This is a genomic window from Citreimonas salinaria, from assembly GCF_900107235.1.
Classification (GTDB): Bacteria; Pseudomonadota; Alphaproteobacteria; order Rhodobacterales; family Rhodobacteraceae; genus Citreimonas; species Citreimonas salinaria.
Genome location: NZ_FNPF01000030.1, coordinates 1 through 17,029, shown reverse-complemented (window position 1 = coordinate 17,029; position 17,029 = coordinate 1). Strand labels below are relative to the sequence as shown.

Here is a 17,029-nt window from a genome sequence, read left to right as displayed (position 1 = left end):
CGTCTCCATGGTGACGGACATGCCGCAGACCGGATCTATTGCCTTGCCCGGCTCTGGCTGTTTCGCCGCCGACGCATGGTGATCGTGACCATGATGCCCCTGGTGCTCGCGTGCCCCGTGATTCCGTTCCATTGCACTTCTCCGGCAGTGTCCCGCATACCCCATGCGGGTATACTGCGAGTTGCTTTATACCCCTCCCCTGTATAAATGCAATGATACCGTGTGGTATTTGGTTCCAGACGATCGGAGGACAGGTGGCTCACGAAAAGCAGAACAAGGATGCAATCCTGAAGCGCCTGTCGCGACTGACCGGTCAGGTTCAGGGCGTATCGCGCATGGTCCAGGACGACCGCTATTGCGTGGACATCCTCAACCAGACAGCGGCCATTCGCTCCGCCCTGCGCGCTGTCGAGCGGCTGGTGATCGAGGATCACGCGCGCACCTGCATGGAAGAGGCGATCGTTGCCGGCGATCAGGAGCGCCAGCGGGTGATGTTCCAGGAGGTCGTCGGGCTTCTGGAAAAGGTGCGCGACTGACGCGACCGGCTGCTCCGGGTGAACGGCTTCAGCGGCCGACCGCATCCTTGATCGACCAGCCGCTCTCCAGCAGCATCCCGTGCGCGCGTCGGCGAGCATCGCGCTGGTGATGAATGGCGCTGTCGAAGTCGTGCTGCGGAACCGTAGGAAGCCCTGCTTCAGCGAGACGAGCCAGATCAGGCGTTGGCGGAACCTCATCCGAAGGCTTGGCGCCGCTCCCGGCATGTTCGAAGAAGTCAGTCACGGCGCGTCGAGCGGACAAGACATCCAGGGCCGCGGGACGGCTTCCTGGTGAGACACCATGTTCAATCAGAAGAAGCGCTTCGTTGAGCTTCACGATCTGCACCGGCGTCGCGCGCGCTGCTTCCGCGGTATTGAAGGTATGCAGAATAGGGTAAGAGAGATGGGACGTCGCCGTCCCCGCGATCTGTGACGAAAGACTGGCCAGTCTCGTTCCGAGCGAGAGCAGGTTGCCCTCTCGCCACCCGTTGATCACGATGTCCTCCGGCGTGTCGCCCATGGAGTCGATCATCGACGCGACGGCCCGCTTCTCCGCAGCGGCAGACAGCATGGGCACGAGATACGTGGCGGACATCGTTACCGACAAGAAGCCCGTGCCGACACACAGCGCGGTCAGGATCTGCCACAGAGGTCCGTCTGGCCGATAATCCCCCAAGCCCAATGTGAACAGGGTGAAGCCGGTAAAGTAGATTCGGCCCGCGAGGTCGGCTGGTTCGCTGTTGCTCGTCCGGAGAACAGCATCCGGGACGGGCAAGAAAATCAGGGTCCAGCCAAGCCAAAGAAGCGCCATCCACATCAGGATCGTGCAGAATGAGAGGATGCCGCCAGCGGAACCACGAAGCGGCCCGGGGCCCCAGGGAAGACGCTTCCATATGCCGATGATCATCTTCGCGCTCAGGGGGCCGCCGCCGCCCAGGCTGATCGTCGTATTGAACATGTCATAGAGCGTCAGCAAGACGATCAGCGCGCCGGCGGCAATGATTGCTGTCTCCGTCATGGATGCTTGTTGGCTCTCTCTGTTGAACAGGAATCTCAACGAGAGGGCCGGGTGGATGTTCCGCATGTTTCCGCGCCGGCCGCTGCTACGGCATCATTTGGGGAGAAAGCTCGAGACGCAGTTGCCGTGCTGGAAGCGGCTTTCCCACCTTCTACACGATCTCGCAGCACAGCAGGCAAAACCCGATTGCCGGACTTTCTCCCGCAGCCCCTTATAGCCGGGGCAGAAACCGAAAGCCCGCAGCAAGCGGCTGTTCCGACAGCCCCCGAACCTCACGGGTGCGGATCGCTGTCCCCCGTCTGGAAGTGCCGGGGGAAACAGAAGTGAAGGTATGACGCGACTTGATCGCGCGCATTCCGTCGATTGAAGCGTTCCGGATACATTAGGATATTGAGCCACAGGCCGTCGAAAAGACCCTCCAGCATCTGTGACACCTGGTGCGGCGCAACGCCGACGTAACCTCCCTCGATAACTATAGACGCGCAGAGATGGGCGGTTACGCTTTGTCGCTCTTCGTCGACGGCTCGGGATACGTTCCGATAGTTGCGCCGATGCTCGGACTCTCCGAAGAACGCGAACCACACCGCCAGTTTGCGGCGATTGCAGACCTTTGGATGAAACTGCGCGTCGACGATGGCGCGCAGCTTTGCGGCCGCGTCGATGTCCGGGCGGGATGACTCTTTGATCCACAGGCGGCGGTGTTCGTCGGCCAGATGCTGCAACGTCGCCTTCAGCAAGGCTTCCTTGCTCTCGAAGTGAAAGTTTACGAGCCCGATCGACAATCCCGCTTCCTGCGTCACCCGCGCCAGCGTCGTGCCCGAGATGCCGTGCTTGCTGATCGACGTGACGGTGGCCTCGATCAGTTGCCGGCGCCTTTCTTCTGGCGATGCCGTCCGTGGTGGATTCTTTTTCTGTTTCAGTGGCACAGGATCATCCATTGAATGGCCATTCAATCAATACTTGATTTCCGTGACCCGTCCAGTCAAGCATTTGATCAAGCCAGGCCCAGGCAAGGAGTCCGACGATGAATTCCAAAGTTCCCAGCCACGCGCAGGTCGTCATTGTCGGGGGCGGTTCCATCGGCTGCAACATCGCATACCACCTCGCAGAACTCGGGGTGAGCGATGTCGTCGTGCTGGAACGTGACAAGCTGACCGCAGGCACCACATGGCATGCGGCGGGCGAGATCGTGCCCGGCGTTTTGGGTGCGGAATGGGAATGCGAACTCTACCTGCACGGGCGCAATCTGATCGCCGGGCTGGAAGAGGAAAGCGGCCAGGCAACCGGCTGGCGGCAGGTTGGCTACATCCAGCCCGCCGACACGCCCGAACGGGTCGAGGAGATGCGCCGCGGCGCGGCCTTCATGAACCTGCACGGGATCGAGGTGCACGAGATATCTCCCGCCGAGGCGGCCGAGCGCTTCCCCATCGGGGATTTCTCCAACACGATCGCGGCCTTCTGGTATCCGAATGAGGGTCGGACCAACCCGGTCGACACGACGATGGCGCTGGCGCGGGGCGCGCGCAACCGCGGCGCAAAGGTGATCGAGAACGTCGCCGTTCAGGAGATCCTCACCCGCGACGGGCGCGCAATGGGCGTGCGGACGGAACAGGGCGAGATCCACGCCGAGCACGTCGTGGTCGCCGCCGGGATGTGGTCGCGCCAGATCGGCGCCGGGGCGGGCATCAACCTGCCGCTTCAGGCCGCCGAGCATTACTACCTGATCACCGACGACATCGCTGGCATCGACCGCAACCTGCCGCTGCTCGAGGACCCGCACAACTGGTCCTACTACCGTGAAGAGGTGGGCGGATTGCTGATCGGCCTGTTCGAACCCGATGCGGCGCCCTGGATGATCGACACGATCCCCGACAATTTCGCCTTCGGCGAAATCGAGCCGGACTGGGAGCGCATGGCCCCGCATCTCGAGGCCGCCTTTGCCCGCGTCCCCACCATCGCTGAAGCGGGCATCCGAAAATTCTTCTGCGGACCGGAAAGTTTCACGCCGGACCTCGCGCCGCTGGTCGGCGAGGCGCCGAACCTGCGCAACTGCTGGGTCGCGGCGGGGCTGAACTCCCTCGGCATTCTCTACGGTCCAGGGATCGGCAAGACGCTGGCGCACTGGATCGTCGACGGCCGCTGTCCGGTCGACCACACCGCGTTCAACGTGAACCGCTTTGCCGACGGCACGCACAACACTCCCGCATTCCGCCGCGCCCGCACGCCGGAACTGCTGGCGAAAAGCTTCGGTCCGCATTTCCCGAACGACTCGTTCAAGACCGCGCGCGGGCTGAAACGCTCGGTCCTGCACGACCGACTGAAGGCGGCGGGCGCCTGTTTCAGCGAAAGCCACGGCTGGGAGCTGGCCGACTGGTTTGCCCCCGAGCCCGGACAGGCCCGGGTAGAAAGCTTCAGCTGGGGCCGCCAGAACTGGTTCGACTGGCACGCAGCCGAGCACCGCGCCGCGCGCGAGGACGTGATCGTGATGGACATGTCCTCTATGGCGAAATTCCTCCTCCAGGGGCGCGACGCCTGCGCGATGCTGAACCGCGTCAGCTGCAACCAGGTCGACGTGGAGCCGGGCCGCGTCGTCTACACCGCCTGGGCCAACGAGGCCGGCGGCTTCGAGGCCGATCTGACCGTGACGCGTCTGGCCGATGATCGCTACATCGTCGTCGTGGGCGAGAACAGTCACGGCCATACCGAGACATGGATGCGCCGCCACATCGCCGCGGACGAGTTCGTGACGATCACCGACATCACGCCGGGCACGACGCAGATCAACGTGCACGGCCCGAAGGCTCGCGAGCTGATGTCACGCGTAAGCGCGGCGGATCTCTCGCATGATGGGTTTCCCTTCATGTCGGCGCGGACGATCGACGTAGGCTTCTTCGAGGTGCTGGCCCTGCGCGTGACTTACGTAGGCGAACTGGGCTGGGAGCTACACGTGCCAGCGCTGCACGCGGTGCAGGTCTACGACCTGCTGATGGAGACCGGGCGCGACCTGGGCGTGCGCAACGCGGGCATGCAGACGCTGTCGTCGCTTCGCCTGGAAAAGGCCTATCGCGACTTCGGCGTCGACGTGGACAACACGGACAATCCAAGCGAGGCCGGGTTGGGCTTCGCGGTCAGGCTCGACAAGCCGAGCGGCTTCATAGGGCGCGACGCGCTGGCCGCGATCAAGGAGGCTGGCACGCCAAAGCGGCGGATGCTGCAATTCCTGCTGAGCGACCCCGAACCGCTCATGCACGGCAACGAGATCATCCGCCTGGACGGCAGACCCGTTGGCTACATCCAGGTCGGCGCATACGGTCATACGCTGGGCGGCGCCACGGGCATCGGCTTCGCCGAACTCGACCAGGCCCTGACGGCCGAGATGGTCAACTCAGGCGCCTGGTCGATTGAAATAGCAGGCCGCTCCTATGCGGCCGCCGCATCACTGAAGCCGATGCTCGACCCGAAGATGGAGCGCGTGAAACGGTAGGTCGACCGGCTGCGCTGCCGTGCGGTCCACGGAAGTTTCGTGTCACTCCACGTTGGCGGGGCGTTCCTGGGCATCGTGATCGCGAAGCATGATCGCGGTGGCTGCCGGCAACAAGGCCGTGCCGATGAACATCGCGCCGGCGCCGAAGGCGTCGGAGGCGACTCCTGCCAAGGCAGGTCCCAGCACGCTACCCGCCGCCGCGGCGAGAAGTGCCACCGTGAAGCTGCGGGATGGAAGGGAGGGGAAGAGGCGCTCTGACCAGAAGGCAAGAACCGCGCTCGTCATCATGACATGCAAGCCTTGCAGCGCGGCCGACAGGATCAGCCCGGACCAGGTATCGGGCGCGATCGCGACGAGCGCGAGCGACAGGGCGCCAGCGAGCATGAGAAGACGCAGGAGCATCGGCAGCCCGATCCTGTCCTTGACGCGTTTGGTCAGAAGACCCGAAAGCCCGACCAGGCCGTAGCAGATATAAACGAGCGCCGGCGTGGCTGCGACGGGAAGACCGGCCACGCCGCCTGCACTGACCATATAATCGGCGGCGAAGGAAATGTAGATTGCCGAACCTGTGCCGTAGGCAAATCCGATGACGAAGAGAGGGATTGCCGCGCGCTGTGCGAGGTTACTCCAAGCGGATTTCAGGCCGCTGCTGCAATCCCTTTCGACGCTGCGGAAGGCGAGGCAGTTTCCAATCAGGGCGATCCCGCTCGCGGCTGCGAAGAACGCCCAGCAGAACCGCCAGGGCAAGCCGGACAAGACCATGGCAAGCGCAGCAAGCCCGGCCAACGCGATACCGATGCCCGTGCCGGTGCTGACCACCGACAGCGCGGTCGGCCGATCCTTGTCCTCTACCTTCCGGTGAATGGCGTCGTTGAACGGCGACCATGCGAGGCCGGCGCTGGAACGGCGAGGAACACGCCGATCGCCAGCACGGGCACGCCGGGTGCCAAGGCGATGATCCCCATGCCGATTGTGGCGGCAGCCAGGCCTGACAGGACGGGGGCGCCCGGACCGCGTCGGTCGAGCAGGGCCTGCGCGATCAGAAGGCCGATGAAGAAGCCGAGGAAGCCGAGACTGGAGACGAACCCAACGGTCGAGGTGGACATCGAGAAGACCGATCGGAACTCGGGCACGAACAGCCCGAAGCCCATACGGCCCGGCCGAAGCCGATGGCCGTTGCGGCGAAACCCGCCGCGGAGAGGCTCCAGAACTGCTTGATGGCTTTGTCCTCCGCCCATCCGACAATGCCGCCCCGGTTTGCCTGGTTCCGCCGCCGCAAGCACGGCCGTGACGCGGAATTGCGATCGCATTCCAAACGGGCTCCACGCCTTCCAGCCTCTTGCATTTCGTGGTGCAGCTTGAGGTCGAACTCCTTGCGGGCATGACGCCATGTTGCACAACGGCTCCCGAGGAAAGCTTCGGGAGCCGTCTGCACTTGAGGTCGGCTTGGCGGGACTTTCTTGCCGTTCGCCGCGCATGCTCGGTCTTTGCCGCGGCCGCGAACGGCATCGGTAAGGAGGGCGGTAAGCGGACTTGCGGCGGCTTGGCGTGGCAGGTGCAGCGAAGAGTTCAAACCGGTCAATTTGGTCATAGCTCTGAGTGGTCGTTCAGTTCACGGCGTTGCTGGATTTCTGCTGGCGAGGAGCCGCTGCCGCAGCTGGTTGAGGCGGCCGCGGCGCTACCGGCCAGCCGGACGCTCGGGGTCAAGGAATTCGTTCTCGCGCAGAATTGCGTCTTCGGCGGCGCCGAAGTCGGGCGGCACGAACGGAACGAGTGATCGACCGCCTCCGCGCAATGTCTCGATCGCGCCGATGAGCGAGCCATTGGCCTCATCGACTGCGAACGTCACTGCCCGCGGATCGACTGCGAGATGCTCTGCCAGAAGCCTCGTCCTGAGACCAGCGATGCGCGCCTTCGTGTCCGACTCCGTGGGCATGCCCGGACGCACTTCGACGGACACGTCGCATTCGGTGTCGAATCCGAGCGACCGGTTGTTCAGGTTGGATGAGCCCACGCGCATCAAATGGTTGTCCATGATGACGATCTTGGCATGAACGTAGATCGGGCAGCCGCCCTCTGTCACCGGAGTGTAGATCCGGAAGCGGCCGTGCACATCTGACTTTCGGACGATCTCCAGAAGCTGCGCGCGGGCCGATCCCATCGCTTTCTCTTCCAGCCACCCTTGTGCCGTCTCGGGGTTCACGACGACGATTTCGGGGCCGTCCGGTTCACCCAGCCGCGCAGCGATCGCTTCGGCCAGAAGACGCGAGGCGAAATACTGGCTTTCGATGTAAAGCGTGCGCCGCGCCGCGGCGATGATCGCGAGGTAGAGCGACTCGATCTCGTGGACCTCGTCTCGCCCCGCATGGGCCGGCATCGTGCGCGAGATTGCGACCTCGGCGTCCCGGAGCATCGGCTCCAGGCGTTCCGGCCAGATCGGCGCGACGGCGGGCGGCGGCGTCATGGCCTCGCCGGTGGCGTGTTCCCACCGCGTCCGCGCCAGGTCGCCCAACGCTCGGGCCGCGTCGCCGCCAACCGCCACGGTCGCGTCGTGCCACGGGTCGTAGGGCCGTTTCGTCGTGGGCCTGATCCGGTAGGGGCTGTCGTCCACGTGCTCCTTCGTGTCCCAGCGGTCCGCGGTCGCGTCGATGCCGCCGCAGAAGGCGAGAACGTCGTCGATCACGATGATCTTCTGGTGATGCGCAGCGCCAGAGGGATGTGCATGATCGAGCTTGAGGCGGATCTGGCCCCCGAGCAGCCAGTCCGCGAGGCGGAGAGGTGTGGAGCCCCGGCCGAGCGTGCTCAGAAGCCCGACGTCCCATTGCAGCAGCCGGATGTCGAGATCGGGACGCTGGCGGACGAGCCAGGTCAGGAACTTGCCCAGGCGGTCGGGAACGTCGCTTGGGTCTTCGCGCGGATCGAGCGAGATCCGCGTGTCGAACTCCCAGCCGATCATGATGACACTGTGCTGCGCCTTCTGCATCACCTCGCGCAGAAGCGCGAAATAGTCGGCCGCATCGACGATCACCGCCAGCCTGTCTGCCGTTTCGATCCTCCAGCAGGTATCGCCGGGCCGCAGAACGGGTTGGGTCTCTTGCATTGCTTGCCACTCTCGCCGAAGTGCAGGATGCCCCGCCACCGTTCTCGGGCCGCGGGGCCTGACCATGGTTGTCTCATGAAACCCGTTGCGCGACCGCCCCGTCGCTATGCCCGCGCAAGGAAGAAGCGCACCATTTCGGCCGAAGCGTCGGGTCCTTGCGGATCGGCGTAGCTGCCGCCGGCATCGCCCCCGGACCACGCGTGGCCCGCGCCGTCGATCCTCCAGACCTCGACCGGGTGGCCGGCCGCGTTCCGCGCGCGCAGCACGTCGTAGCGGCGCCCGGCTTCCTCTCCGGACACGGGAACAGCGTCTTCCAGCGGCCCGGCCAACCGGCCCGCGTTCACCGGCGCGACCGTGTTGTCGGCCGAGCCCTGGAAGATGATCGCCGGCACGGCAAGCGGTTCCGCGTCCGGCGCGGGCTGGCCGCGCATCGCGCCCAAGGCCGACATGACGTCGCTCGCCGATCCCGGCGCAAGGCCGGAATGCACGCCCGCGGCGGCGAAGACCTCGGGGTGGGTTTGGGCGAGGATGGCCGCCATCGCACCGCCCGCCGAAAGGCCTGCGACGAAGACACGGGCCGCGGGCACGTCGTGCTCCTCCGCCACGGCAGCAGCCAGGTTGGCCAGCAGCGCCGCCTCGCCACCCGCCCGCGACCGGTCTTCGGGCCGGAACCAGTTCCAGCACGCCTGGGCGTTGTGCGCGCGCGTCTGCTCAGGATAAGCCACGACCAGCCCGTGCCGCTCGGCCTGGGCGTTCATCCGCGTCCCGGCAGCGAAATCCTCGGACGATTGCGTGCAGCCATGCAGCATGAGGATCACGCCGCGGACCGGTGCCTCTTGGTCGGAGGTGCGGTAAAGGTAATAGTTCCGCGCGCCGTGCGGGCCGGCATGGGCCCGGCGCTCGAACAACGCGCCGTCCGGCACGTCGACCACGGGTTGCGCCCGGCTCGACGGGGCCTCGAAGTCCTTGGCCCGTTTCGAAAGCTCCGAGACGACCTGCGAAAGCCGCGAACGCCGCCCGGGCGGCTTCGCGCGGCGGAACGCCTTTGCCTTCGGCATCACGTCGGCCGGCGACGGCGTGTCGGCAGAGCCTGTCAGTGCAGCCTGGATGGCGCGCGTCGCCGCAAACGGGTCTCCGGCGCGTGTGTGTTCGAGCGAGCGGCGCATGGCCGTCGCGAAATCGTCGTTCATCTGTCTGCCTTTCAGGATCGGCCGCAGCCGTCAGGTTATGCGATGCGCCAGCGCGGCGCGCAGTTCGGACGGCGCTTGAAGCGCGCCGAGGATGTTGATCGAGCCGATGGTCGCGAGGGCGAGATCGGGCGTGATGTCGTGGGCCAGCCGCGCAAGCCCGACGACCTTGATGTGCAGAACCTCGCCTGCATCCCGCGCGGCTTCGAGATCGGCGCGGGTGAAATCGCGCAGACCGACATTGAGCGTGCGCCGCTCGATCAGGCGCCCGACCTCGCCGCCGTGAGTGCCAAGCTGCGCGCGGATGGCGGTCCGGATGAAGTTGGTCCTGTTGGTATAGAAACCTTCTTCGACCAGCAGGTCGATGCGGCCGAGGTCGACATAGCCGAGGTTGATCGTGACTTTCTCTGTATCGCTGGGTTTGATCTGGCGCGGTAACTCAATCTCCATCCACTTGGATGGTAAGTAATGGCCGGCACGTGCCAGTGCAAGGAGCAATCCATCGCCCCTCGGACTCAAATACCCTCAGGATGCGCGCGCTGCCGCAAAGGTCACGAGCCGGCGGTTTTTCTCGTCCCACAGGTGCTTGCGCACGCATGAGAGACTTTCACCCAGCGTCAGCCGCTGCGCCTCTGCCAGCTCGGGATGATCGCTCAGGATTTCGGGCAGACGGTAGAACGGCACGCGCGATTGCAGATGGTGCAGATGATGCATCCCGATATTGGCCGTCAGCCAACGCAGCGGCCCGGGTAGGACGTAGTAGGAGCTTCCATGCAGCGCCGCCTCGTGAAGCTGCCAATCGGCCTCGTGGTCCCAGCTCGTGTTCTCGAACTGGTGCTGCACGTAGAAAAGCCACACCCCGATCGAGGCCGCGACGAGCATCGTGGGCAGGAAGATGAAGAGAAGGACGTCGACGCCGCCGATGTATGCAATGCCCACCAACAAAGCCGCGATCGCTGCATTGGTCCCCATCGCACTGACCCAGTATTTTCGGCCGGCGCGCATCAGGCCAAGCGGCAGCCGATTGCAAAGGAAGAAAACGTAGAACGGCCCCAGGCCGAACAGGGTGAGCGGGTGGCGGTAGAGCCGGTACTTGAGGCGCCCGAAGAACGGCAGGGCCCGGTATTCGGACACGGTCAGCGTCAGGACGTCGCCGATTCCCCGCCTGTCGAGGTTGCCGGTCCCCGCATGATGGGCCGAGTGCAGACGGCGCCAGGTGTCGTAGGGCGTCAGCGTCAGCACGCCGATGGCGCGTCCGACCCAGTCGCTGACAGTGCGATTGTTGAAGAAGGCGGCATGGCCGCAATCGTGCTGGATCATGAACAGCCGCACCAGGAACATGGCGTTCAGGACGGCAAGGACCGCGGCGAGCGTGTAGCTGAAGTCGACGCTCCACCAGGCCAGCGCCCACAGACCCGCGAAGGGACCCGCCGTGACGGCGATCTCCCACGTGCTTCGTGAGAGGGACGGCTCCCGGTATTGCGCGAGAACGGCGACCCATTCGCGCGCGTCGCGGCGTTGTTCGGGGCCGGGACCTCGGGCGTGTGCGTCAATGCTTTTCATCATCGGGCGGATTTTCCCGAGGCCGCCCGTTTCTTCGGTTTGACCGGTGCAACCTGTTCAGGCCGGGACCGCTCACGTTCGAGTCGCGCCGCGCGCAATCGCTGCGTCTTCACGTCCCGTGCCGCAATCTCGGCGTCAATGATCAGCATTGCAGCGGAATGGGTGCCCGCCGCCTTGGATTCCCGAGCCTTCGGGCGGAATACGGTGTCTTTCGTCAGCAAGGGTAATCTCCTTCATAGGGGTAATCTGCTGCGTTCGGGTAGTCAGGCGCAGGCACGAGGCGGGGCCCCGTTCTGACAGAACTTGTCGCGCCGATTTCTCCGGACGCCGGCGTCAAGCTTCGTGCGGATCGTGTGCCGAAGATTGGTGCCATCCGGTTTTGCGCGCCCTGCGACCACGGCAATGATTGATCATGCTCCCTATCAAGGCGCACAGGGAGCACGGCCGTGCCGGACGCGACTTGAACTTGCGATGCACTGGCGACCAGCGTACGCCGCCCGAGCGTGACCCGACTCTTTATTGTCGCGGAAGAGCAGCCGCATACTTTCCCCGCGTCATCGAACGAAAACGCCTGGGCAACCACGAGGATAAGCGCCTCGCGCTGTTCGTCGGGAAGCGTGTCGAAGATCCGGCGGAAGCCGGAAACCGCATCATCGGGCTCTGCCGGCTCGGTGACCTTGGCGACGACGCTTTGGACAACGCCCTCTTGGGGCTGGCATCGCTTCGCATGGTAGGTGTCCCGAAGCATCCGGAACAGGCGGGGCCGCAAGCCCGATCCGGTGTCGGCGGCTTTGATCCCGGCCCACGCCTCGATCACGGTCAGCGAAACGATGTCGTCCGCAAACTCTCGGTTACCGGCGAGGACGAGCGCGAAGGCGCGCATCGCAGCCAAGTGCTGCTCGATCCCATTGCGCGGGTCGCTCGTCGTGTTCGCCACCATTGAGCGACGTGCGCGCGCTTCGTCGACGGTACAGACCTGGATAGGGCTGTGGACGCTCGTGGCTTGGCAGTCCATGGCAACTCCCTTGCTTCTTGCTCGCCTCGCCTGTGCAGCGCCCCAGCAGAGCGCAGCGCTTCGGCAGAAATGTGGTGATCCTGTCGGGCAGCGCGCTGGAACCGCGGACTGAGTCGGGGACCGTCTGGCGACCATGCGCCAAGCAGACTCGGTCCGGGCTGATCCACATCAGTCGTAATGACTATTGTTGCCGGAAGAATGACCGAAGGATGCGCCCGAAGCGCCGTTGTTCACGCGAATTACCGCAAGAGCGGTCCGTCCTGATCCAGGTATGAGGTGTCGAAGCCAGCGACGTCCGTAAGGCCGGCGAAGTCATCGAAACTGACGCGCCCCTTCTGGAAGGTCATGAGCTTCTCCTCACGCAGGTGCCGCAGGACACGGTTCACGTGCACAGCGCTGAGACCCAGCGCATCGGCAAGGTGATACTGCGTGAGCGGGCAGTCGAAGCCGGCATTGTCGGCCAGCCCGACGAGTTTCAGGCGCGTTCCCAGTTCAAGCAGAAGATGCGCGGTTCGCTCCTCGGCTGTACGGCGACCGAGGTTCACCAAATGCTCGACGACCATCGCCTCGTCCCGCGACGCTGCCCACAGGACGGCGGTGGCCAGGCGTGGCGCTTCGGCGAAGGCATCAAACAGGTCCGAGGCGAGTACCTCGGTCGCCTTGATGCGGGTAACGGCCTCGATGCTGTGGTCGGATGTGCGAAAGAGAATGCTGCGCAAGCCGAGGAAATCACCGGGCACCTGAAAGTCGACGATCTGCCGGTCACCCTCCGGCGTCATTTTGTACGAACAGGCCCAACCCTCGGCGAGGACGAAAGCCGAGGCGTTGACCTGTCCTTCGTGGGTCAGTTCATGCCCAACGGAAAAACTCCGCCGCCGGAGGAAGAAGCGCGCGACGGTCGCGCGGTCGGTATCCGAAAGCCGGACGAAGGCCGAGAGTTTTCGGGTCAGGGCGCTTTGATCCATCGCGTCTGGTGCTCGTTGAAAGGGAAATTCGTGTGCGGGTAGCCGGGATTTCGGCGTCTCAGGCTGCTGTACATCAGTCCGGCGCGGCCAAATGCGCCTATGATCACTTCTTTCCGGCAGCTCAGGCCGGATTCTCCCATTCCGAACTGAAGGCTAAACCACCATGAGCGAACACAACGACATCGCAGGAACCGCTGCCCTGGCCATCTGCGAATCGCTGCTTCTTGCGCTTAACGATCACAAGATCCTACCAGAAGAAGAGATCGTCGGCATCCTCCGGGACGCGGCGGACGCGCACGAGAACGCCCCGACAAGCAAAGAAGACGGCCTGCACACGGCCGTGGCGCAGCTAATCAACGGAATCATCGCCGGCGGCAATTCGGTGCGTCGACCCTGAAAAGTACGCCGTATCGAATGAAGCCGTTGAACGTTATGCTACGAGAGCGATATGGGGAGCTTGTCTTAGATGCGCGTTTTTTCCAATCCGGTGGGAGCCGGATCACTCTGGTTCGACAATCTCGCCACGGCGGACGGAAGCCCTGTCGCCTATGACCCGCAGGCGCGCGCGTTCGTCGCGATGCCGCCGTTTTGCGCGAACCGCGAGATCATCGGATGCAACTGGATTGCGCCGGAACAGGGCGCCTTCTGCCGAGCCTGCGCGATGACGGCGCTGGCGCCTGACCGGTCAATTCCGAATGCCGTGCCGAACTGGGCCCAGACCGAAGCCGCGAAGCGCTGGGTGCTCGACAATCTCGGGCGCTGGAACTGGTTCCGGCCCGAGGACCCGGGAACGCGACCCGTCTTCAACATGTTGGCGGAAGGTCCGACCCCGGTCGCCATGGGGCATGCGAACGGCGTGGTGACCATCAGCGTCGCCGAGGCCGACCCGGTTCTGCGAACGACCCGCCGCGAAGCGCTGCAGGAACCCTATCGCACGATGATCGGTCACATGCGCCACGAGATCGCGCACATGCTCTGGTGGCGCCTCAGCCTGCGTGCCGATTTCCTGGATGCGTTCCGCTCGATGTTCGGCGACGAACGTGACGACTACCAGGCCGCGTTGCAGCGACATTACAGCAATGGTCCTCCGCCCGACTGGCGGGCGCGCTTCCTGACCACCTACGCCTCGGCACACCCGCACGAGGACTGGGCCGAGACGGCCGCGCACCTGCTGCACCTGACCGACATCTGCGACAGCCTGTCCGCCGCTGGGCATTCCGCGCCGGGCCTTCCGGCGGCCGGCTGGGACCCTTATGCCGAACCGGACGCGGACCACCTGATCCGCGTCGCAATATCCGTGGTCATGGGAATCAATCACGTCAACCGCTCGATGGGGCTGCCCGACATCTACCCCTTCGTACTTTCGGAGGTCGCACGTCAAAAGCTGGCATTCGTTCATGGTTGGCTGCGCAGGGGAGCGCAGGCGCGGTGAATGGCGACATTTGTTGGCGCTGCGGCAATGGCGGCACCCAAGCTGTGGCGTGACTGCGGGCAACCAGGTCCGCTCGCTGGACCCGAGGGCACTTGACCCCGTTGCGTGAGCAGCCAAACTGCTCCTGCAATGGGGGAGCGTTGGCCGCGTCACTGCGCGGATGCGCTGCCCGGCAGGCTCCAGGAGGTCTTCATGGCGTTCGTGGCAATGCTCGGATCCATTGTACGCGACGGCAGTCTCTGCGTGATCGACGCGTCCGGCGAAGCCCACCATATCGGAGATGGTTCAGCCCCCAAAGCAACACTACGTCTGACCTCCAAGCTGAGCGAGTACACGTTGGCCCTCAATCCGGCGCTCTCGGTCGGCGAGGCCTACATGGACGGCCGCCTCGTGATCGAGGACGGCAGCCTCTACGACTTTCTTGACGTGGTGGCTCGCAATTTCGGCCCTGCGGGACAACACCCTTGGCTGGTCTTCCTCAAACGGCTCCGCAGGGGACTGAAGCAGTCCAACCCGATGGGCCGCGCGCAGCGCAACGTGGCACATCACTATGACCTTTCGCCCGAGTTTTACGACATCTTCCTGGACCAGGATCGGCAGTATTCCTGTGCCTATTTCAAGAGCATGGACGAAACGCTCGATGCCGCTCAGGAGAACAAGAAACGGCACATCGCGGCGAAGCTGTGCCTGGATCGGCCCGGGCTGCGCGTGCTCGACATCGGGTCGGGCTGGGGCGGCATGGCATTGTATCTGGCAGAGACGTTCGGCGCCGACGTCACCGGTGTCACGCTGAGCAAGGAGCAGCACAGCTACAGCCTGCGCAGAGCGGCCGACTCCCCGGCCAGCAAGCGCGTTCGTTTCGAACTCCAGGACTACCGTGAGCTTGAGGGGCCCTTCGACCGGATCGTTTCGGTCGGGATGTTCGAGCATGTGGGGAAGAAGAACTACCTGGAGTTCTTCGCCCGCCTTCGCGCGCTTCTGACCGAGGACGGCATCGCCCTTGTCCATTCGATCGGCTACGCCGATGCACCGGGGCCGATCAATCCGTTCATACGGAAGTATGTTTTCCCCGGGGCGGATCTTCCGTCGATGTCCGAGGTCTTCGGCGCGGCCGAGCCCAACGGCCTCTTCGTCACGGATCTGGAAATTCTGCGCCTGCATTACGCCGAGACGCTGCGCCGTTGGCGCGAGCGTTTCACAGCGCGGTCTGCCGAGGTCATCGCGCGGTATGACGAACGGTTTTTACGCATGTGGGAGTTCTATCTTGTGCTGAGCGAAATCGGTTTTCGGCAGCGCACGAACATCGTTTTCCAGATGCAACTCGCACGGCGCATCGACGCCGTCCCGACAACACGCGACTACATGACCGACGCAGAGCGCCGCCTGGAGAAGGCCGACAAGCAGTCGAACGACAGCGGCTGCTGAACAGCCGGTTTGCACCAGATCCTGCGCTGCACGCACCGGAAAACCATTGGGCAGTTCGCAACCTGTCGTGGGCTTGGGGCCAAGATCATTGTGCGTCGCTGATCTCTGACTCGAGGCGCTTTTGTAGCCTGCGGCGTGCAATCCACCCACGCAGTTGCGTGGTCGTGACGCTTTCGGGTTGAAACACCAGTTCGTCGCCTTCGCCGATTATCCGGTAGGTTTTGGACCCGGCCGAGGTCGTGGCCGAGTATCCAGTCTCGGCTGCCACGGTGAGGGTCAGGCGCTCGATCGCTTCGGATGCGATCTGGTTATTTCCATGCATCTGGATGCGCGTCATCAGGTCTTCGAAGCTGCCAGCGTCCAGGTATTCACCCGATCCCAAGGGTCCCTCGTTCGTCGCGGCTCTGGCAGATTCCTGATCCTTGCTGCGGATATTGTCGTTCTGCGTGATATAGGCCGTGCCACGCTCGCCTCCTGCTTCGTAATCAGCGATGATGGCAGTGACGTAGATCGGCTCGGCCCCCATGTTCGCGATGAACAACCTCGCACCGCGCCCGGACCCGGCACTGCGGCTGAGCAGGATCTCGGGCCGTCGGCTGCGGCGCATGCTGGCGTAAAAAAGGTTGAGATACACAAGCCAGATCGCCGCGGTGAAGAGGCTGGCGCCAGTCGAAAGGACCTGGTGATGGGCGCGAATGAACTCGATCATGACCCGAGAACATATGTCCGCGGGGGCGGTTCCAAGTGTTTCCTGCACGATGATCGGTCGGGACGCGAAGCGTGGCAGAGCCATTCCCAATCCAGCCGTTTTTCGCGACGATCAACGATGTCCGGGAGGATCGCCGCGGTATCCATTCCGCTCTCACGCGTCGTTCGACGGCGGACCGACTCTGAAAACTGCATGGTTCGGTCACTTAGGAAAGTTCTCAGGCATTCCCTTGCACGCCCGGCCGCCGGCAGCGATCCGGATTTTCGTCCGTGGAGGAACAGCGACCCGCGCAGGGATGTTCCCAAAGCAGTGAGGCCGACGCTCGCGCCCGTCACCGGCGGTCGGGCACTGCCGCAAGCCTCGCCTCCTTGGTCTGGGACGCCGCATGAAGCTCCTTGTCAGACTGCGCCAGCTCGCGCTCCAGATGTGGTTCCTGCCGGCGGTCCTCTCGCTCGTGGCGCTGATGACGGTGGCTGCGGCGCATTATTCCGCGGCCTTGCTGCCGCAGGACCTGCCGGTGGACATACCGGAAAGCGCGACGCAGACCATCCTGACCATCGTCGCGACCAGCATGCTTACCGTGGCGACCTTCGCC

At 64.2% G+C, this 17,029-nt stretch carries 18 protein-coding genes; 6 read left to right on the top strand and 12 right to left on the bottom strand.

From position 1 onward, the window contains the following. Window positions 1-254 precede the first annotated feature (254 nt). Window positions 255-536, top strand: coding sequence for a metal-sensitive transcriptional regulator (locus tag BLW27_RS19665; RefSeq protein ID WP_089886324.1), 282 nt, complete (start codon window positions 255-257; stop codon window positions 534-536). A 28-nt stretch (window positions 537-564) separates the two neighbouring features. Here BLW27_RS19665 and BLW27_RS19660 read toward each other — a convergent pair whose 3' ends face one another. Next, window positions 565-1,554 (bottom strand): ion channel, encoded by a 990-nt coding sequence (locus BLW27_RS19660; RefSeq protein WP_177178012.1) that lies wholly within the window; start codon window positions 1,552-1,554, stop codon window positions 565-567. Between the two features lie 272 nt (window positions 1,555-1,826). Beyond that, window positions 1,827-2,480 carry a TetR/AcrR family transcriptional regulator gene (locus BLW27_RS19655; RefSeq protein WP_245710964.1) on the bottom strand — a complete coding sequence of 218 codons (654 nt, stop codon included), beginning with the start codon at window positions 2,478-2,480 and terminating at the stop codon, window positions 1,827-1,829. 98 nt (window positions 2,481-2,578) lie between these two features. Here BLW27_RS19655 and BLW27_RS19650 point away from each other — a divergent pair, with 98 nt between their 5' ends. After that, complete coding sequence (locus BLW27_RS19650) at window positions 2,579-5,038, top strand: GcvT family protein (protein ID WP_089886317.1); 2,460 nt, start codon at window positions 2,579-2,581, stop codon at window positions 5,036-5,038. Between the two features lie 42 nt (window positions 5,039-5,080). On the opposite strand, the gene BLW27_RS19645 is transcribed toward BLW27_RS19650, so the two are convergent. From BLW27_RS19645 to BLW27_RS19610, 9 genes are all read right to left on the bottom strand, one after another. Continuing rightward, entirely contained in the window at window positions 5,081-5,902 is an 822-nt protein-coding gene (locus BLW27_RS19645; protein WP_342708094.1) for a YbfB/YjiJ family MFS transporter, read from the bottom strand. Further along, on the bottom strand, window positions 5,887-6,189 hold the full coding sequence (locus BLW27_RS21525; RefSeq protein ID WP_218141177.1) for a hypothetical protein: 303 nt from the start codon (window positions 6,187-6,189) through the stop codon (window positions 5,887-5,889). The genes BLW27_RS19645 and BLW27_RS21525 overlap by 16 nt, the downstream gene beginning before the upstream one ends. A gap of 527 nt (window positions 6,190-6,716) precedes the next feature. Next, window positions 6,717-8,138, bottom strand: a complete 1,422-nt coding sequence (locus BLW27_RS19640; RefSeq protein ID WP_089886315.1) for a phospholipase D-like domain-containing protein — start codon at window positions 8,136-8,138, stop codon at window positions 6,717-6,719. A 104-nt stretch (window positions 8,139-8,242) separates the two neighbouring features. Continuing rightward, window positions 8,243-9,328 carry an extracellular catalytic domain type 1 short-chain-length polyhydroxyalkanoate depolymerase gene (locus tag BLW27_RS19635; protein ID WP_089886313.1) on the bottom strand — a complete coding sequence of 362 codons (1,086 nt, stop codon included), beginning with the start codon at window positions 9,326-9,328 and terminating at the stop codon, window positions 8,243-8,245. A 30-nt stretch (window positions 9,329-9,358) separates the two neighbouring features. Continuing rightward, window positions 9,359-9,775 carry a CopG family transcriptional regulator gene (locus BLW27_RS19630; protein ID WP_089886311.1) on the bottom strand — a complete coding sequence of 139 codons (417 nt, stop codon included), beginning with the start codon at window positions 9,773-9,775 and terminating at the stop codon, window positions 9,359-9,361. A gap of 75 nt (window positions 9,776-9,850) precedes the next feature. Continuing rightward, a complete protein-coding gene (locus BLW27_RS19625; RefSeq protein WP_089886326.1) occupies window positions 9,851-10,888 on the bottom strand; it encodes a fatty acid desaturase in 1,038 nt (345 codons plus the stop codon). Beyond that, window positions 10,888-11,109 carry a hypothetical protein gene (locus BLW27_RS19620; RefSeq protein ID WP_089886309.1) on the bottom strand — a complete coding sequence of 74 codons (222 nt, stop codon included), beginning with the start codon at window positions 11,107-11,109 and terminating at the stop codon, window positions 10,888-10,890. The genes BLW27_RS19625 and BLW27_RS19620 overlap by 1 nt, the downstream gene beginning before the upstream one ends. Continuing rightward, a complete protein-coding gene (locus tag BLW27_RS19615; protein WP_177178011.1) occupies window positions 11,103-11,903 on the bottom strand; it encodes a sigma factor-like helix-turn-helix DNA-binding protein in 801 nt (266 codons plus the stop codon). The genes BLW27_RS19620 and BLW27_RS19615 overlap by 7 nt, the downstream gene beginning before the upstream one ends. A 239-nt stretch (window positions 11,904-12,142) precedes the next feature. Continuing rightward, a complete protein-coding gene (locus tag BLW27_RS19610) occupies window positions 12,143-12,868 on the bottom strand; it encodes a Crp/Fnr family transcriptional regulator (protein WP_089886306.1) in 726 nt (241 codons plus the stop codon). A 163-nt stretch (window positions 12,869-13,031) separates the two neighbouring features. On the opposite strand from BLW27_RS19610, the gene BLW27_RS19605 reads away from it, so the two are divergent. The 3 genes from BLW27_RS19605 to BLW27_RS19595 all read left to right on the top strand — a co-directional run bounded on the left by BLW27_RS19605 (window position 13,032) and on the right by BLW27_RS19595 (window position 15,725). Next, entirely contained in the window at window positions 13,032-13,265 is a 234-nt protein-coding gene (locus tag BLW27_RS19605) for a hypothetical protein (protein WP_089886304.1), read from the top strand. A 69-nt stretch (window positions 13,266-13,334) separates the two neighbouring features. Further along, window positions 13,335-14,300, top strand: a complete 966-nt coding sequence (locus BLW27_RS19600) for a zinc-binding metallopeptidase family protein (RefSeq protein ID WP_089886303.1) — start codon at window positions 13,335-13,337, stop codon at window positions 14,298-14,300. 192 nt (window positions 14,301-14,492) lie between these two features. Beyond that, entirely contained in the window at window positions 14,493-15,725 is a 1,233-nt protein-coding gene (locus tag BLW27_RS19595; RefSeq protein ID WP_089886301.1) for an SAM-dependent methyltransferase, read from the top strand. An 85-nt stretch (window positions 15,726-15,810) separates the two neighbouring features. Here the strand turns inward: BLW27_RS19595 and BLW27_RS19590 are convergent, their stop codons facing one another. Further along, the gene (locus BLW27_RS19590) at window positions 15,811-16,434 is read right to left on the bottom strand and encodes a hypothetical protein (RefSeq protein ID WP_089886300.1); all 624 of its coding nucleotides are present in this window, start codon (window positions 16,432-16,434) and stop codon (window positions 15,811-15,813) included. Window positions 16,435-16,819: 385 nt separating this feature from the next. On the opposite strand from BLW27_RS19590, the gene BLW27_RS19585 reads away from it, so the two are divergent. Beyond that, window positions 16,820-17,029, top strand: a 210-nt coding sequence (locus BLW27_RS19585) for a DUF2254 domain-containing protein (protein WP_143042382.1), incomplete at its 3' end; no start/stop codon positions are given.

Excerpts from the sequence above, each read along its gene's own strand:
- BLW27_RS19660 (WP_177178012.1), bottom strand. The coding sequence starts at position 1,554 with ATGACGGAGACAGCAATCATTGCCGCCGGCGCGCTGATCGTCTTGCTG.
- BLW27_RS19640 (WP_089886315.1), bottom strand. The coding sequence starts at position 8,138 with ATGCAAGAGACCCAACCCGTTCTGCGGCCCGGCGATACCTGCTGGAGG.
- BLW27_RS19610 (WP_089886306.1), bottom strand. The coding sequence starts at position 12,868 with ATGGATCAAAGCGCCCTGACCCGAAAACTCTCGGCCTTCGTCCGGCTT.
- BLW27_RS19625 (WP_089886326.1), bottom strand. The coding sequence starts at position 10,888 with ATGAAAAGCATTGACGCACACGCCCGAGGTCCCGGCCCCGAACAACGC.
- BLW27_RS19590 (WP_089886300.1), bottom strand. The coding sequence starts at position 16,434 with ATGATCGAGTTCATTCGCGCCCATCACCAGGTCCTTTCGACTGGCGCC.
- BLW27_RS19650 (WP_089886317.1), top strand. The coding sequence starts at position 2,579 with ATGAATTCCAAAGTTCCCAGCCACGCGCAGGTCGTCATTGTCGGGGGC.
- BLW27_RS19615 (WP_177178011.1), bottom strand. The coding sequence starts at position 11,903 with ATGGACTGCCAAGCCACGAGCGTCCACAGCCCTATCCAGGTCTGTACC.
- BLW27_RS19605 (WP_089886304.1), top strand. The coding sequence starts at position 13,032 with ATGAGCGAACACAACGACATCGCAGGAACCGCTGCCCTGGCCATCTGC.
- BLW27_RS19600 (WP_089886303.1), top strand. The coding sequence starts at position 13,335 with ATGCGCGTTTTTTCCAATCCGGTGGGAGCCGGATCACTCTGGTTCGAC.
- BLW27_RS19630 (WP_089886311.1), bottom strand. The coding sequence starts at position 9,775 with ATGGAGATTGAGTTACCGCGCCAGATCAAACCCAGCGATACAGAGAAA.
- BLW27_RS21525 (WP_218141177.1), bottom strand. The coding sequence starts at position 6,189 with ATGGGCTTCGGGCTGTTCGTGCCCGAGTTCCGATCGGTCTTCTCGATG.
- BLW27_RS19635 (WP_089886313.1), bottom strand. The coding sequence starts at position 9,328 with ATGAACGACGATTTCGCGACGGCCATGCGCCGCTCGCTCGAACACACA.
- BLW27_RS19595 (WP_089886301.1), top strand. The coding sequence starts at position 14,493 with ATGGCGTTCGTGGCAATGCTCGGATCCATTGTACGCGACGGCAGTCTC.